Genomic DNA, 15,743 nt, shown 5'->3' on the forward strand with positions numbered 1-15,743 from the left:
ACTTTTTAAAGGGAACATCATCGACTCAAATCACTATTTGCAACAGTGCCAAAAAACCTCCTTAAGGAGGTTTTTTAAAATCAACTGGATTAAAACTGCGGTTTAACCACCACTAAAATCACTACTGCGAGTAAAATAAGCGTTGGCATTTCATTGAAGAAACGCCAAAACTTATGTGATTTGTAATGCGGGTTTTCCATCAGTTTTTTACGGTAATAACCACAAACAAAATGGTAAATCACCAGTAAGCCCACTAATCCAACTTTCAGGTAAAACCAGAGTGCTTCATGGTAATGCCGAGTTGCATCACCCCAATCCACTAAAAAATGCGCTGTGATGAGAGTGGCAAGCATTGACGGCCACATGATGCCGCGGTACAACTTTCGTTCCATAATCTGGAAACGCTGATGACTCGTGCCATCTTCACTCATCGCATGATAAACATATAAACGTGGCAGGTAGAACAATGCCGCGAACCAACAAACGACTGCAATAATATGTAATGCTTTTACCCACAAGAAAGCATCAGAAGGAGCATCCATCCATTCACCCTTTTAAAGGGCAGTGTGGCAGAAGTTGATCATCCATGGCTGAATGATCAACACTTCTTAGCTTAGCCTTCCTATTTTTTGAAAACAAGAAGACAGGCATTTACACCGCCAAAACCGAAACTGTTACTCATCACAGTATTCAATTTTGCATCACGTTTTTCAAGTACGATATCAAATCGTTTTGCGCCTTCATCCAGTTCAGTCACGTTGATGTTTGGTGCAATAAAGTCATTTTTTCATCATCAATACTGAATAAATCACTCATATAGGCATACGATACGGATACAGTCCATTCAGTTTCGCTGACTGTAAGCGTCATATGTTCACAGCTCATTAGCCATTGCGTAGTGATCCTGAAAACAGCCAGTTTTTACGTCCCATGCATGGGTATTTGTAGTCATGAATTAAGTCCCCATTTATTTTTAAGTGGGAACTTAATTAAGGCTTATCGGATAGCTTGGTAAAGTGTGTTCACTAGAGAGGTTGCTACAATCCTTTTTGGGGAAAGAATTAGTTCATTAGAAAGTGATGATTCAGTGGAATGAGCTTAGATAGTGGCAGTCCGAACCGATTAGGTATCTAAATTAGGAAGGAATTGTTTTACATAATACTTAAAAATAGATTATATTATTCTTAATTAAATAAGATAAGCAAAATACAGATGCAAACATTTTTATTAGGAAAGAGGGCTCTTTCCGTTCTTGTAGTGCTTATTACATTAATCTTATTTTTGGTTTATGTCCTATTGCGTACAGGACCTTTTGCACCTGTCAAGGTCACTCTGATACAAGTTCAGTATAAATCCATTCAGCCTAGTCTATTTGGTATAGCGACTGTTGAAGCTCGTCATAATTACAAGATTGGTCCCACAACGGCAGGTCGTCTTAAAAACCTTCGAGTCGATATAGGAGATGCTGTACAAGCTGGACAACTTTTAGGGGAAATGGATCCCGTTGATTTAGAAGAAAAAATACTTGCGCAACGTGCCATTATCCAAAAAATCATCTCTCAGCAACAAGATACTCAAATTCGTCAAAAGTTTGCACAGCAACAAGTTCAACGCTATCAGCAACTCACCAAAATCAATGCCACCAGTCAAGAGTCACTCGCCATTAAGCAGCAGGAACTTGATCTTGCTACAACGGCACTTGGCTCAATGCAGCAAGAACTTAATAAAGCCCGTGCAGACCTCAATACACTACAAGCCCAGCGCGACAATTTAAATTTAATGGCAACAGCACCAGGTATAGTCACAGCCCGTTATGCAGAACCTGGCTCTACTGTAGTTGCAGGGCAAACCGTATTGGAAATTGTAGACCCGAAGTCTATTTGGTTGAATACACGCTTCGATCAATCTAGTGCGATTGGCTTAGCCTCAGGTTTACCTGCACAAATTCATTTACGTTCGCGTCAAAGTAACACGCTTTCAGGTCAAGTCTTATGGGTAGAGCCCCGTGCAGATGTTATTACCGAAGAAATCTTAGCCAAAGTAGTCTTTAGTCAACAACCTAACCCTCTACCCCCTTTAGGTGAATTAGCAGAAGTGACAATTAAACTAGCACCACTGTCTCGCAGCCTTGCTATTCCAAATGCTGCTATTCACCGCATCAATAACCAAGTCGGTGTCTGGAAAGTGACAGATCAAAAACTACAATTTATTGAAATTAAACTAGGTCGCTCTAATTTAGAGGGTGATGTTCAAGTACTCGATGGTCTATCAGAAAATGATCAAATCGTTTTATATAGTGAAAAACCACTTAATGCGAAAAACCGTTTGCGTATTGTAAAAAATCTTGCAGGAACATCTGAATGATTAGCTTAGCCGGTCGGGATATATTCCATTCATGGGGTAAGTTTGTTTTTACTGGTTTTGGACTTGGCTTGTTGATCGGCGTGACTCTAATTATGGCGGGTGTCTACCGTGGTATGGTGGATGATGCCAAGGCTTTATTAAATAATAGCGGTGCAGATTTATGGGTAGTACAACAAGATACGCTTGGTCCATATGCTGAACCTTCTAGTGTGCGTGATGATTTATATCGTAGTGTCATGACTACACCTGAAGTAGAACATGCCTCAAATATTACTTATCTGACCACACAAGTTCATTATAAAGATAAAGATATCCGTGCGATGGTGGTTGGAATCCATACAGGTGAACATGCCTGGAATAATTTAGGCTGGCCACCTTACCTTTTAGCGGGACGTCAATTGACTCGAGGGCACTATGAAGCTGTTGTAGACATCACTTCAGGACTTAAATTAGGTGATCGCATCAAAATCCGTCGTAATTATTTTACTGTAGTAGGATTGACTCGACGAATGGTGTCATCAGGTGGTGACCCGATGATTTTTATTCCGATTAAAGATGCACAACAAGCCCAATTTCAAAAAGATAATGCGGCAATTTTACAAGACCGCCGACGTACCGCACAAAATCCAATTTACAATCGGCCTGCTTATCCAGATTTATTAGACAGTGTTCTGAGTGCTCAAACCAGCAATCGTTATGTAAATGCAATTTTAGTCCGTCTTAAAACTGGTACTTCCGCAGAAGATACTGCTGAACACATCCAACGTTGGCAGCAACTGACTGTCTACACGCGTCTTCAAATGGAACATATTTTAATTAGCAAGATGATTGCAACGTCAGCAAGGCAGATTGCGATGTTTTTAGTAATTTTGGCTTTGGTGAGCGCGGCAATTGTGGCATTTATTATTTATACCCTAACCATGGATAAAATTCGAGAAATTGCAGTTCTGAAACTAATTGGAACACGCAACCGAACGATTGCCTGGATGATCTTACAGCAAGCGCTCGCACTTGGTCTAATTGGATTTACTATAGGTAAAATCACTTCAACCTTTGCTGCGCCATATTTTCCAAAGTATGTATTATTGATTCCTCAGGATTCTATTCTTGGATTTATTGCTGTGATGTTGATTTGTATGTTGGCAAGTCTAGTAGCTATTCGTATGGCATTACGTATTGATCCAGCCGAAGCAATTGGAGGATAACACATGACCCACGGAATTTTAATTGAGGGTTTAAAAAAACGTTTTGGGCAAGGTGATAATGCTTTTTATGCATTAAAAGATGTCAATATGTGGGTGGATCCAGGAGAAGTTGTTGGACTGATTGGTCCGTCAGGTTCAGGTAAAAGTACCTTATTAAAATGTTTAGGCGCTGTGATTGATCCCACTGAAGGACGTATGACTTTAGGGAGTGAAGTGATTTTTGATCAACACTGGTTGGTAAAAGATTTAAGTGCATTGCGACGTGACAAAATTGGTTTTATGTTCCAAACACCTTATTTGATTCCTTTTTTGAATGTTTTAGATAATGTTGCGCTATTACCTATGCTTGCAGGTGTTCCTAATGACACTGCACGTGCAAGTGCTTTAGAAATTTTAACGGCTTTAGATGTTCAGCATCGTATTCATGCCATGCCTGGGCAATTATCAGGTGGTGAACAACAACGTGTAGCTATTGCACGCGGCTTGATTAATAAGCCACCTGTCATTTTGGCAGATGAGCCAACGGCACCTTTAGACAGCGTTCGTGCCATGACTGTAATTCGTTTGTTGCACGAAATGGCGGAAAAATTTCAAACAGCAATTATTGTTGTTACACATGACGATAAAATTATTCCGACTTTCCAGCGACTATATCATATTCGTGAGGGAATAACGTATGAAGAAAAAGGAGAGGGTCGTAGTTTCTAAAAGCGTAGAAATTTAAAGTATTTTATCTAGGGTCTGTTGACACTTACTGTTCATAATTAACCCTATAAAGGTAGCCATAAAAATATACAGGCTAAAGCAACAGAACTTTGATAATTTCTTTTGAGCTTGTCATATCGAGTAGCTATTCCTCTAAATTGCTTTAATCTACAAAACATATTTTCAACTAAATGCCTGATTTTATATAAATACCAGTCCATATGGTCATTGTTAGATTGGCTATTCGTTTTCTTTGGTATATTCGCTTTAGTCCCTGTTTTCCTGATCTGTTCACGCAGTGGTTCTGAATCATAGCCTTTATCTGCGCATACCACTTTTGTCTCTTTTAAATCTAATGTTGATGTGTTAAATCAGGTGCAACTTTAACATCATGTGTGGTTCCATCGGTAATTATGAAATCAATAGGATTGCCATGTGCATCAACAATCAAATGTATTTTTGAGGAGTTTCCTCCTACACTTTTAGAAATAGATTGATTCGCTATGCCAGCAGAATGTTGATGAGCACGTACATGAGAGCCATCAATAAAAATCCACTCCATTGATCCTAGACAGTATCGTGGACAACAAATCCCTCTAAATTCTTAAAATATTTCTGTTCAAAGGCTTCTGGGCTTAACCAGCCGTTTGCGGAATGCCTTCTGACCCGATTGTAATAAATCTCAATATAGTCAAACAAGACTGTATTCGCTTCTTTTCGAGTGGCAAACACACTGCCATGGACCACATGACCTTTCAATGTATGAAAGAAGCTTTCGGTCACTGCATTATCCCAACAGTTTCCCCTGCGTGACATACTTTGAACGCAGTTATTCGTAAATAATAGCGCCCTAAAATCACGACTACAGTACTGTGAGCCTTGGTCCGAATGCACCATGACACCCATTGGATACCCCTGACGAGCCATTGCATAATGAAACGCATCACACACCAATTGACGGTCTATTCGATGGCTGGTTTGCCAACCGACAATACGACGGCTGAATAGATCCAGCATCACACATAAATACAGCCAACCTTGCTTAGTACGGATATAGGTAATATCCGTTGTCCAGATCTTATTGGGTTCATTGACCGTAAATTGACGATCCAACAAGTTAGGCGCTGTAGGCAAACGATGGTTTGAATCAGTCGTATACTTGTATTTACGTGCAATCCTGCTACGTAAACCAAGCTTTTTAAGCATTCTTCCAACGGTTCGTTCGCTCATGCTGTAACCTAAATCATGCATGTCATGTACCAATGAAGGTGCACCCAATCGTGCATGATGCTGCCAATATACGGCTTTTAAATCATTATATTTCTGCGCTAGATTGGCCTGGCGTTTTCGCCAGGCACAATAGCCTGAAGTGCTGACACCCAGGCATTTACAGGCAGAAGATACAGTGACTTCATTCACATCCAGATCTTGAATTACCGTGTACTTTTCTTGGCATGATCTGTCAGAAAGTACACATGCGCTTTTTTTAAGATGTCATTGGCTTCCCTGAGCTGTTTGACTTCTTTCTCTAATTCTAAGATCCGCTGTTGTTCTGGTGAAAGTTGACGTTTGCTTGAACCTACTGGGTTGGCTTCACGAATCCATTTATCTAAGGTTGAATAACCCACACCTAATTTATGGGCGATTGCAGCTATAGGCTCGTGGGAGTTTGAAAGTGCATAATCAATCGCTTGCTGTTTAAATTCAGGACTAAAACGTTTAGCCATTTCTTGAATCTCCAAAGATTAAAGTTACGTTATCTTTAGAGGGACGTGCTGTCCATTATTTTGGCTAGGATCACATATCGGGGCATGAGGCTAGCAATTTGAATAATCTAAGTAACTTACCGCTGCTTGACCAACGATTAAAACGTTTGAAAATAGAGTTTGAATGACCAAAACAAGAAGGAATATCTCGCCACGGACAGCCTGTTCTAATTCTATAGAGAATAGCTTCAATAAAATTGCGTAAATTTGAGTTGTGGTGAATGGATAAATTACGCAGAATAGCTTTCAACTTTTGCCAGTGTTGATCTGTCAGCATGGTACGAGGCATAGCGAATAGTAAAATTGGGTTTGGCGATTTGATTTTACTACTTCGCTATTTTTTAAGCTAAAAGTGTCAACACACCCTAGTTGATTTTGCTTAAAAAACAAAATTTTTTATAGCCGACCAAAGCACTATAATTGATCAATCCTGATGCTGATTTTTTGTATAGGTTCTTTTAGCCTGTTATATTTTTATTTACAAGCAGATTAAATTATATACAAATTTATCTCATTAAATCACTTTTTTGATGCTTGGTTAGTATGTGCTAAGAGCCTAGATTAATATATTAAATTGAAAACAGTACTACAGCATCAGAAAGAAAAAACCAACTGATGCATCACTTACGAAATTAGTATTCGTAGTTATTATTGATTGACCATTCTTGTAATTTTCCAAACTTGATCTGGTCATTAAAAAGCAAATCATTGTTTGCTAGCGTCCTACTCTCATCTGTTGGACAGAAACCATCATCACAGTCTGAATCGACGACCCAGCAGCCGCGGACAAATAGGATTTCATTTCCTTCTTGCTCCAGCTGTTTTTCTACCCGTTGAATTGCTTCATCAATGTTTTTTGCGCCTAAATAAGCTGTCACATACGCATAGGATTCCGATGGATCCAATGCTTTTTTAAATTCAATGCCTACACAAAAAAGATGGTTTTTCATCATTTACTCCTCATTTATTTTTAGTCCAAATCTCTCATCAAACTTATTCAGATCCAGCAACTTTTAACATCTAAAAAACTGAACCTCTATAGAAAATAGGTCAGTAAGGAAAACCTCACTGACCTGTGTTTAAAACTTAATAAGCCAATTTTAACAGAAATCTAAATAGTCCTGCGACCAATGCCAAACTTAAAAAACCAGCCAGCCATAAGCCAATAAACCATTTCAATTCAGAAATTTTCATTCTGCCTCCTTAATGATAACCCTCATCACCCACACGCACTTTATCTCGGAAAATCCAATAGGATAATCCTGTATAAATAAGAATGATCGGAATTAAGATCAACGCTCCAATGAGGGCAAACAATTGACTACTAGCAGGTGCCGCAGCCTCCCAAATGGTGACTGATGGTGGAATGACGTAAGGCCATAGACTGATTAGAAAGCCCGTATAGGCCAAAATTACCAAAGCCAAGGTATAAATGAATGGCAGGAACTCTTTGCGCTGCTTACAGGCTTTGATTGCCAGGAAAGTAAACAGCAGAACCAATACTGGCACTGGACTAAAATAAAAGAGTTGTGGTTGGCTGAACCAGCGTTCTGCAATTTGAGGATGAGCCAAAGGCGTATAGATGCTGACACAAACAAAAATCATCAGTAATGAAATCAGCAGTTTTGGCATCAATTCAAACATGCGGTTCTGCAGCATTTTTTCGGTTTTAAAGATCAACCAGCCACATCCTAGCGTTGCATACAGAACAACAACACTAATACCAGTAAAGAGTGAAAAAGGTGTTAACCAGTCAAGACCACCGCCAGTATATATCCCATTGGTGGTTTCAATTCCCTGAATATAGGCACCTAAAATTACGCCTTGTAAAAATGAACTCAGAATGGAACCCCATATAAAAGCTTGATCCCATAGATGTTTAGTTTTATTGGCCTTAAATCGGAACTCGAACGCAACACCACGGAAGATCAACGCGATCACCATCAGAATAATCGGCATATACAGGGCGGACAGTACAGTGGAATACACTAAGGGAAATGCTGCAAATAATCCCGCACCTCCAAGTACCATCCATGTTTCATTGCCATCCCAGACTGGCGCGACGGTATTCATCATGACATCACGTTCCTGACGATCGGAAATAAAGGGAAATAGAATACCGATGCCGAGGTCAAAACCATCTAGCACGACATAGATCAGCACACCTAATCCAATAATTAGAATCCAAATCAATGATAAATCGATCATTTTTGGTTCTCCTGATCCTGTTTAGGATTTTCTTTATTTAGGTCGTTCTCATCATCAATCGTACTTAATGGACGTTTTGATGCCTGTATAACTGCCTGCTCACTATGTGGTGCCGAATGTATAAATTCTGGACCTTTGCGCATCAATTTCAACATGTAGAAAATGCCGACTCCAAACACAATAAAGTAGACCATCACAAAAATAATAAGGGTTAAACCTACCTGTTCCGCTGAAACTGGAGAAAGTGTATCTTTGGTACGCAATACACCATAAACAACCCATGGTTGACGACCGACTTCAGTGGTAAACCAACCTGCAAGTAAAGCGATAAATCCTGAAGGTCCCATGTATAGCGCAAATCTATGCAACCATACCGAGTCATAGAACTTGTCAGTTTTTCTTAGCCATGCACCTAGCACCGCCATTAAAATCATCAGTACACCAAGTCCGACCATAATCCGGAAACTCCAGAACACGACCAGCGAGTTTGGACGGTCTTCAGGTGCAAATTCCTTTAAGCCTTTGACTTCACCATCTAAGGTATGTGTCATGATCAGGCTACCTAGATTCGGAATTCCGATCGCATACTTGGTTTCTTCAGCTTCCATATCTGGAATACCAAATAAATACAGTGGCATGCCATGATCTTTATTGGTTTCCCAGTGTCCTTCCATAGCTGCCAGTTTGGCCGGTTGGTGTTCTAGGGTATTCAAGCCATGTAGATCTCCGACAAACATTTGCAATGGTGCCAATGCGAGAATCATCCACATGGCCATGGAAAATGATTTTTTCACCAAGGCATCACGACGGCCTTTTAATAAATGAAATGCGGCTGTGGCAGCTACTAGCAAAGCAGAGACCAGAAAGGAAGCCATTGCCATATGTGCCAATCGATAAGGGAAAGATGGATTAAAGACAATCGCAAACCAGTCTTGCGGGATGATGATCCCATTTTCAATGGTGAAGCCTTGTGGCGTCTGCATCCAACTGTTTGAGGACAGAATCCAGAACATGGATATACAGGTACCGACAGCCACCATCAGCGTTGCGAAAAAATGGGTTTTGGGTCCCACTCTGCCCCAACCAAATAGCATAATCCCTAGAAAACCAGCTTCAAGGAAGAAAGCACTTAAAACCTCATAAGCTAATAATGGTCCAGTCACACTGCCGGAAATCCGTGAAAACTCACTCCAGTTGGTACCAAACTGATAGCTCATCACCACGCCAGAGACCACGCCCATACCAAAGGACAGGGCAAAGACTTTGATCCAGAACTTAAATAAGTCTCGGTATACTGGATCGTTAGTTTTAAGCCAACGCCATTCCAGAACAGCCAGAAAACTGGCCAAACCAATAGAAATGGCAGGAAAAATGATATGAAACGATACGGTAAATGCAAACTGGATACGCGCCAGTTCTAGCGCGGTTAACCCTAAGTCCATGTTGTCACCTTATCCTTCTATTAATGGGTGAAAAGATTTCAGCAAAACACTCTGAAATATCGTTTTATGTATATTTAAATTTAAGTGTGTCCACATATTTACAGTATTGTAAATACGTAAGCCTTCACGTTTGCATGCCCACATTACTTTTTTAAGGCTGAGATAACTCATAATGCTGCTAACAGGCAACAAAGTATTAATTTTCATGATTAAAACTCTTTAAGATGTTGTGTGGTACAAACAGATCAACTGTTTGATGTGACAAATCGTGTCTTAAAGAGCCAAAGGAGGCGCTCTGCCCTGCGGCAGCAAATACAGCTTCTGTAAGCTGAAATAGACATGCCGGAAAACAGTCTGATAGAAATTTAATCTGACTTGAATCCGGTCCAGAACTTCATCAATCCCCAACTTAAATGGCAGCACCAAATCACCATAGACCTTACAATATTGGCATTGATGGTTATGTTCATTGTGATCGTGGGAATGTTGAAGCATCAAATCCTGTAGCAGCTCATGATGAACCGAGTGGATATGATGATGATCAGCAGGCGAAAGAAGATTATGGGTGATCGACATACAGACCGGAGCAATATGAAATTTTTCCGGCAGCAGAGGCTGTAAATATACTGCAATTTGCAAAAGTATGGCTGCAAATGCAATAAAGATTCCACTTCGCTTCAGCAAGTTTTCTCTCGACTGGCATCGAATAAGAGGGATACGCTGGATAAAAAGATGAAATTTAAAGATAAATTCCTACTTATTTACTCAGCTTTTCATTCTATAAATATATAATATATATTCGTTTTTGAAAAGCAAAAAAAATAAATAAAAAGTTGATTAAATTAAACACTTAAGATAATAAAATAACTTTCTCTTACAGTTGATGCAGGAGAAAGTTATGTATTGTACAAAGAGTGTTCAGAAGAAGACTTTGCTTACTTGAAATAATTGAGAGGCAATTTTAAGTAAGATACGCCATTTTGTTCTGGTTGGGGAAAGCGTCCCGCATTCATATTAATCTGAATGGATGGCAGAATCAGCTCAGGCATTCTCAAGGTTGCATCACGTTTTTGGCGCATTGCAACAAACTCCGCTTTTTCTGTGCCAATATGAATATTAAACTGTTTCTGAGTTTTGATATCCGTTTCACAGATGTAGTCATGACGTGATTCCGGTAAATAGTCATGACATAGGAAAACACGAGTGTCTTCAGGCAACTGATAGAGGGTCTGTACAGAATCAAATAAAGTCGCAGCACTGCCCTTAGGAAAATCACATCGTGCCGTTCCATAATCAGGCATAAACAAGGTATCACCCACAAAAACAGCATCCCCAATCACATAACTCAAGCATGCAGGTGTATGGCCAGGAGTAGGAATATTATAGGCTTTCAGGTTGCCAATATGAAATTCTTCGTGATCCTGAAATACATGATCAAATGTCTGGTAAGCATTGAATTGTTTGATATCAATGTTATAGATTTAGCTAAAGGTGTCCTGTACCAGTGAAATTCGTTCGCTCATCGCTGTTTTTCCACCGAGTTGCTGTTTTAAATACTGTGCTGCTGTTAAATGATGTGCATGTACATGCGTTTCCAAAATCCACTCAACCTGTAAGCCCTGCTCTTTGACATACGCGATGATTTGATCGGCATGCGTGGTAGATGTCACTGCTGAAGCAGAGTCATAATCGAGAACACTGTCGATAATCGCACATTGTTTTGTGGCTGGATCTGAAACTACATAACTGAATGTATTTGTTTTAGGATCAAAAAAATCTTTTACATTTGGTTGAGTCGACATAGTCTTACTCCTTTTTAAAATTTAGAAGCTCACAGAGCACATTTAAAACTTAGTTTTTGATGCAAGGTAGGTTGTTTTTCCACCAGGATTTCATACCACCTTTTAACTGTGTGACTGAATAACCCATCTTGGCCAATCTGCGTGTTGCAGGAATACTCCGGTGTGCCGATAGACAAATGGTCACCACAGGCTGATCCGGATCAAGCCCTAATGACTGTATTGTAGATTCGTTCAACTGTGTAATAGGTAAATTGACAGCACCTTCTATATGACTATGTTTAAACTCTTGAGCACTTCGGACATCAACAATCTGTACAATTTCCAGTTTCTGCCATAATTCCTGACAGGTAGTTTCAGGCACCTTGCCCCAAGGTAGATACATCAGAATGTTAAACATGATTTTCCTCTATTAGAACAGTGGTTATCCGTGACCTATATTTATAAGAGTTTAAAATAAAAATCAGCAGTAAAATTAATATAAGTCAATCTCAGGTTAAACTTCAAATCTGTTTCATAGAATATGATGATTTTTCAATAATCGATTCTTTAATATAACCTTACTGTGTAAGACCTCATTGGCTTTAGAATCTTACGTTTCCTGTTATATAAAGAAAAAATAAAATTATGTTGAGTAGCAGATTTAAATCGATTTAATCATCTATTTTTTCAATTATAAATTTTATATTTTGTTATATTATAACTTATGTAATGTTCATAAAAGTGTAATGAAGTGCTCATGATGTTGGGAAGATTGTTGGGGCTATCAGCAATCTTGTTACAGATCGTTGTATTCCTGCAGCCTTTATTTCCAGAAAAACATAGTGTTTTTCTGGTATGTAAAACTGTTGCTGTAGCATTAGATCTAGAAGTTACTAGCGCTCACCCACAACATAGCTTCGCAACATCACACCCGCATAGCAATCAAGCCAGTAGAGCAGACCAAAGCAATGCACATATCCTCGCACATGTGCAGGATCGACATGAACATCAACAGCAGGATGACTGTCAGTTTTGCTTGGTGTATAGCTATACCTTACCGCTACTGGATACTAAACTCAGACTGGTACTGGTCAGAAATCAGACCTTGTTACTGTTCTTCAGTACAGTTGTCTTGCATATGCTGTCCCCACCTACTCCCTGGTTCCTTATTCCTCAGAGCCGTGCTCCTCCTCTAACATTCATCCATTAAATCAGCAGATGTGATATCGCTGAGCAGTCTTCCTAGTTTGCGATATGGTCGAAAATATTCATCTATCCAGAATATGTAGGCAGCTCACAATCGACATCTTCAGTCACCGTAATCCTATCCGTAATAGTGAATATGACTTTTGATTTGTCTGTATCTAAATCTTTTTGAAGTCCAACTATCACAGTCTCAATGACTTTCTAATTTTTCAAAGTGTTATTACAACTTTTTAGTATATCGATAAGGAGGACACAATGATGAATCTACTTCAGCATGATCAGGCACATCACCTAAAAAGTGATTTTAATAACAGCTGTTGTCTGGATTTAGCACAACAAATTGTAAGGATCCGGCAAGCTCTCAATATTTCACAGACAGAACTGGCGGCCAAGCTGTGTATTTCTTCCCGTACCCTAGAAAGCTGGGAACGTGGAGTTCGTAATCCCTCAAGCGCAGCCCAAGCTTTGCTAAAACTTTTTATCAAGTCACCTCATTTTGTTTTAGAAAATCTTGCTTGAATAGTATTAGTTATGTTTTTGAATAGCTTCTGTCGCTACAAGCTTAACTTATGAATCATCATGAACCGATACATGCCTATAAAGAGTGGCTGTATCATTTGGGAGAAATCTTTATGATAATTGTAATTACATCACAGAACCGACGTCACATTACTCCGCATGCTGGAAAATGCCGAAAATTCTGGAAATATGAGCTCAAAGATGGGAAAGTTATGGACAAACAGCTCATTGAGGTGGAGAAAGAAGCATCATTTTCTCAGTCGGGTGAGGTGCTAGAAAAACTGTTACCTATGGATATTTTCGTAACTACAGGGATGGGGGACAGATTACGAGAAAAACTCAAAAATATTGGCGTACATGTTATTGTGACTGGCGAAATTGATCCTGATAACTTTATTAACAGTTTAGTTTAACTCGCCTACCTATATGCTTTCGTTAAATGCTTTAGATTATTTTCTGTGTACGCTTGAATAAAATCTGAAACCAGAGTTAAAGTTTCCATTAAAAGTTAATGGGAACTTTCGCTGATAAAATACATCTTACTTAACTGATATTTGATCAAAACATTAAATTGCCTAGGTTTGAACAAATTGACACTATATTTCATATAAATGCCTGACGAATTTCATCAGGCATTTTTTATTTGTAAAACAGATGCTTCTAATAAATTCCAAAAGGAAAACCTTCTTAATCAAATGAAAGCCTTTCCTAAAATTAACTATTGTGAAGTATATGAACCATCTACTACATACTGGCTGCCCGTTACAAAAGATGCATCATCAGAGAGTAAGAAAGCAACGACCTGTGCAACTTCTTCCGGATTTCCTAAACGACCAACTGGATGCAATTTTATCAGTTCAGCTTCATCAAACTCACCAATTAAAGGCGTTTTAATATAACCAGGATGTACTGAATTAATACGAATACCCTTTTTAGCATATTCTAGCGAGGCTGTTTTAGTAAGCCCGGTTACACCATGCTTAGCTGCAACATAACCAGAAATATTTTCAGTCCCAACTAAACCTAAAATTGATGCTGTATTCACAATTGCACCACCGCCGGCTGCCAATATTGCAGGGATTTGATAATGTAAGCCATAAAAGACCGCATTCAAATTAATATCAATCACATGACGCCAAGCTTCAATACTTAAATCTGCAATTGGCTGAACATCACCCAATATTCCAGCATTGTTAAAAGCTAAATGAAGGGCACCATACGTGCTAATTGAAAATTCAACCGCTGCTTTCATGTCTTCAGGTTCAGCCGTATTGGCTTTATTCGCAGCCGCTTTACCACCTAAAGATACAATTTCCTCAGCAACTTTCTGTGCTGCTTCAAAGTTAATATCCGAGACTACGACACTTGCACCCTGCTTCGCTAAAAGCATAGCTGTGCTTTTCCCAATTCCAGAACCCGCACCAGTAACTAGGGCAACTTTATTTTTGAACCGATTTGACATAATAAAATCTCTTTTTTTAAAGTGCTGCAATGCTGAATATTTGCATCACATTTAAGAATTCACTTGTTTTTACTTCTTCACTTGTATCGCAAATTGAATAACATGGCATTTACCACAATGTAATTCTCCCTCCTGTCTTTCTTGCTCTCCAACATAAAAATGATGGATATGATCCTGCTTGAAAACCTGCAAAATATCCCACGGATAGTATAAATATTCGATATTTTTAGGGCCACCAGTTTTATAGTTGATCTGCTCCTTGGAATACAGCTCACCGATAAACCATCCACCGTTTAGCAAAGATTCTCTTATGCCTTCTAAAACCTTTGTTTGTGTTTCTGTATCGAAATGACCAAATACACAAATCACGTTTTGATAACGCTCGGACGGCCATTTAGCTGCTGTTAAATCAACATGTCTGAGTTCAAGATTTATCCCTGTGGCTTCGGCTTTGCTGGACAGATGCTTCAAAGCAACATCGGAATAATCCCAAACTTCCGCCGAAAAAGGATAATTATGCTGTCTTGCCTGCTCAGCCAGGTACAGGATATTCCGTCCTTCTCCTTCAGCAATTGCCAGTGTTTTACCTTCTATCCGGATTTTTTCTGCAATCTCCTGGATAAACAGGTTTGCTGCTGTGCCGTATAGGTCCTGCGTCTGGGCATACAATTCATTCCAGTGCTGACTCATTTCATCTCTCCATTTACTACAATCAAATCAGCTGGAAAACTCTTTAAATGCCTCCAGGGCATTTGCGGCATACATCAATGAAGGTCCACCACCCATATAGACTGCAACGCCTAGCACTTCTTCCAGTTCCTGCAGGGTCATGCCCATTTTGACCAGCGTTCTGACATGAAAACCGATACAGCCATCACAACGTGCCGCCACACCAATCGCCAAGGCAATCAGCTCCTTGGTTTTCGGATCAATTACGCCATCACGCATAGCAGTCTGGGACAGCTGATTAAAACTTTTCATTAAATCCGGTGAATCCTGGCTTAGAGTTCTTAAACTGCCTGAAATATTTTTGGTTAATTCTTTGTATTTCATAACTTTTTCTCAAATTAAAAATCAACAATCAA

The 15,743-nt window shown here is 39.4% G+C and carries 16 protein-coding genes and 4 pseudogenes; 6 read left to right on the forward strand and 14 right to left on the reverse strand.

The features are described 5' to 3' along the window. Positions 1-89: 89 nt before the first annotated feature. Complete coding sequence (gene hemJ / locus I593_RS18910; protein WP_016165450.1) at positions 90-542, reverse strand: protoporphyrinogen oxidase HemJ; 453 nt, start codon at positions 540-542, stop codon at positions 90-92. Positions 543-622: 80 nt separating this feature from the next. Further along, a pseudogene (locus I593_RS20210) lies at positions 623-809 on the reverse strand (beta-ketoacyl-ACP synthase I); the annotation flags it as partial. Positions 810-1,212: 403 nt separating this feature from the next. On the opposite strand from I593_RS20210, the gene I593_RS18915 reads away from it, so the two are divergent. From I593_RS18915 to I593_RS18925, 3 genes are read left to right on the forward strand one after another with little or no spacing between them, the layout of a single operon-like run. Continuing rightward, positions 1,213-2,364 (forward strand): efflux RND transporter periplasmic adaptor subunit, encoded by a 1,152-nt coding sequence (locus tag I593_RS18915; protein ID WP_016165452.1) that lies wholly within the window; start codon positions 1,213-1,215, stop codon positions 2,362-2,364. After that, positions 2,361-3,569 (forward strand): ABC transporter permease, encoded by a 1,209-nt coding sequence (locus I593_RS18920; RefSeq protein ID WP_016165453.1) that lies wholly within the window; start codon positions 2,361-2,363, stop codon positions 3,567-3,569. Before I593_RS18915 ends, I593_RS18920 begins: the two co-directional genes overlap by 4 nt. Before the next feature lie 3 nt (positions 3,570-3,572). Continuing rightward, a complete protein-coding gene (locus tag I593_RS18925; RefSeq protein WP_016165454.1) occupies positions 3,573-4,277 on the forward strand; it encodes an ABC transporter ATP-binding protein in 705 nt (234 codons plus the stop codon). Positions 4,278-4,320: 43 nt separating this feature from the next. Here the strand turns inward: I593_RS18925 and I593_RS18930 are convergent. The 9 genes and pseudogenes from I593_RS18930 to I593_RS18965 all read right to left on the reverse strand — a co-directional run. Continuing rightward, a pseudogene (locus I593_RS18930) lies at positions 4,321-4,836 on the reverse strand (IS5-like element ISAba31 family transposase); the annotation flags it as partial. Positions 4,837-4,841: 5 nt separating this feature from the next. Next, positions 4,842-6,001 (reverse strand): IS3 family transposase gene (locus I593_RS18935; protein ID WP_154653758.1). Its coding sequence is split into 2 segments (ribosomal slippage): positions 4,842-5,767 and positions 5,767-6,001, totalling 1,161 coding nucleotides; the frame shifts between segments, so codons are not numbered across the junction. A 73-nt stretch (positions 6,002-6,074) separates the two neighbouring features. Continuing rightward, a pseudogene (locus tag I593_RS20215) lies at positions 6,075-6,329 on the reverse strand (transposase); the annotation flags it as partial. A 343-nt stretch (positions 6,330-6,672) separates the two neighbouring features. Further along, positions 6,673-6,990 carry a hypothetical protein gene (locus I593_RS18945; RefSeq protein ID WP_016165458.1) on the reverse strand — a complete coding sequence of 106 codons (318 nt, stop codon included), beginning with the start codon at positions 6,988-6,990 and terminating at the stop codon, positions 6,673-6,675. Positions 6,991-7,243: 253 nt separating this feature from the next. Continuing rightward, positions 7,244-8,248 (reverse strand): cytochrome d ubiquinol oxidase subunit II, encoded by a 1,005-nt coding sequence (gene cydB, locus I593_RS18950; protein WP_016165459.1) that lies wholly within the window; start codon positions 8,246-8,248, stop codon positions 7,244-7,246. Continuing rightward, positions 8,245-9,690 carry a cytochrome ubiquinol oxidase subunit I gene (locus tag I593_RS18955; protein ID WP_016165460.1) on the reverse strand — a complete coding sequence of 482 codons (1,446 nt, stop codon included), beginning with the start codon at positions 9,688-9,690 and terminating at the stop codon, positions 8,245-8,247. Before I593_RS18955 ends, cydB begins: the two co-directional genes overlap by 4 nt. Positions 9,691-9,963: 273 nt before the next feature. Continuing rightward, positions 9,964-10,374, reverse strand: a complete 411-nt coding sequence (locus tag I593_RS20220) for a DUF2946 family protein (protein ID WP_081401333.1) — start codon at positions 10,372-10,374, stop codon at positions 9,964-9,966. Positions 10,375-10,625: 251 nt separating this feature from the next. Then, positions 10,626-11,492: pseudogene (locus tag I593_RS18960) on the reverse strand (MBL fold metallo-hydrolase). Positions 11,493-11,541: 49 nt separating this feature from the next. Then, positions 11,542-11,889: a rhodanese-like domain-containing protein gene (locus tag I593_RS18965; RefSeq protein ID WP_016165465.1), complete on the reverse strand. Its 348-nt coding sequence runs from the start codon at positions 11,887-11,889 to the stop codon at positions 11,542-11,544. Between the two features lie 339 nt (positions 11,890-12,228). Here I593_RS18965 and I593_RS18970 point away from each other — a divergent pair, with 339 nt between their 5' ends. The 3 genes from I593_RS18970 to I593_RS18980 all read left to right on the forward strand — a co-directional run bounded on the left by I593_RS18970 (position 12,229) and on the right by I593_RS18980 (position 13,609). After that, on the forward strand, positions 12,229-12,681 hold the full coding sequence (locus I593_RS18970) for a hypothetical protein (RefSeq protein ID WP_016165466.1): 453 nt from the start codon (positions 12,229-12,231) through the stop codon (positions 12,679-12,681). Positions 12,682-12,935: 254 nt separating this feature from the next. Then, a complete protein-coding gene (locus tag I593_RS18975) occupies positions 12,936-13,196 on the forward strand; it encodes a helix-turn-helix domain-containing protein (RefSeq protein ID WP_026441235.1) in 261 nt (86 codons plus the stop codon). 113 nt (positions 13,197-13,309) lie between these two features. Further along, positions 13,310-13,609, forward strand: a complete 300-nt coding sequence (locus tag I593_RS18980; protein ID WP_016165468.1) for a NifB/NifX family molybdenum-iron cluster-binding protein — start codon at positions 13,310-13,312, stop codon at positions 13,607-13,609. 305 nt (positions 13,610-13,914) lie between these two features. Here the strand turns inward: I593_RS18980 and I593_RS18985 are convergent, their stop codons facing one another. The 3 genes from I593_RS18985 to I593_RS18995 form a co-directional block, all read right to left on the reverse strand. Beyond that, positions 13,915-14,658, reverse strand: coding sequence for an SDR family NAD(P)-dependent oxidoreductase (locus I593_RS18985; protein ID WP_016165469.1), 744 nt, complete (start codon positions 14,656-14,658; stop codon positions 13,915-13,917). A gap of 69 nt (positions 14,659-14,727) precedes the next feature. Further along, positions 14,728-15,348, reverse strand: coding sequence for a class I SAM-dependent methyltransferase (locus I593_RS18990; protein WP_016165470.1), 621 nt, complete (start codon positions 15,346-15,348; stop codon positions 14,728-14,730). Positions 15,349-15,375: 27 nt separating this feature from the next. Then, complete coding sequence (locus I593_RS18995; RefSeq protein WP_016165471.1) at positions 15,376-15,711, reverse strand: carboxymuconolactone decarboxylase family protein; 336 nt, start codon at positions 15,709-15,711, stop codon at positions 15,376-15,378. Between the last annotated feature and the right edge of the window lie 32 nt (positions 15,712-15,743).

This window comes from Acinetobacter tandoii DSM 14970 = CIP 107469, from assembly GCF_000400735.1.
In the GTDB taxonomy this organism is placed as follows: domain Bacteria; phylum Pseudomonadota; class Gammaproteobacteria; order Pseudomonadales; family Moraxellaceae; genus Acinetobacter; species Acinetobacter tandoii.

Coding starts and splice junctions, on each gene's coding strand:
- hemJ (WP_016165450.1), bottom strand. CDS start 542: ATGGATGCTCCTTCTGATGCTTTCTTGTGGGTAAAAGCATTACATATT.
- I593_RS18915 (WP_016165452.1), top strand. CDS start 1,213: ATGCAAACATTTTTATTAGGAAAGAGGGCTCTTTCCGTTCTTGTAGTG.
- I593_RS18920 (WP_016165453.1), top strand. CDS start 2,361: ATGATTAGCTTAGCCGGTCGGGATATATTCCATTCATGGGGTAAGTTT.
- I593_RS18925 (WP_016165454.1), top strand. CDS start 3,573: ATGACCCACGGAATTTTAATTGAGGGTTTAAAAAAACGTTTTGGGCAA.
- I593_RS18945 (WP_016165458.1), bottom strand. CDS start 6,990: ATGAAAAACCATCTTTTTTGTGTAGGCATTGAATTTAAAAAAGCATTG.
- cydB (WP_016165459.1), bottom strand. CDS start 8,248: ATGATCGATTTATCATTGATTTGGATTCTAATTATTGGATTAGGTGTG.
- I593_RS18955 (WP_016165460.1), bottom strand. CDS start 9,690: ATGGACTTAGGGTTAACCGCGCTAGAACTGGCGCGTATCCAGTTTGCA.
- I593_RS18965 (WP_016165465.1), bottom strand. CDS start 11,889: ATGTTTAACATTCTGATGTATCTACCTTGGGGCAAGGTGCCTGAAACT.
- I593_RS18970 (WP_016165466.1), top strand. CDS start 12,229: ATGATGTTGGGAAGATTGTTGGGGCTATCAGCAATCTTGTTACAGATC.
- I593_RS18975 (WP_026441235.1), top strand. CDS start 12,936: ATGAATCTACTTCAGCATGATCAGGCACATCACCTAAAAAGTGATTTT.
- I593_RS18980 (WP_016165468.1), top strand. CDS start 13,310: ATGATAATTGTAATTACATCACAGAACCGACGTCACATTACTCCGCAT.
- I593_RS18985 (WP_016165469.1), bottom strand. CDS start 14,658: ATGTCAAATCGGTTCAAAAATAAAGTTGCCCTAGTTACTGGTGCGGGT.
- I593_RS18990 (WP_016165470.1), bottom strand. CDS start 15,348: ATGAGTCAGCACTGGAATGAATTGTATGCCCAGACGCAGGACCTATAC.
- I593_RS18995 (WP_016165471.1), bottom strand. CDS start 15,711: ATGAAATACAAAGAATTAACCAAAAATATTTCAGGCAGTTTAAGAACT.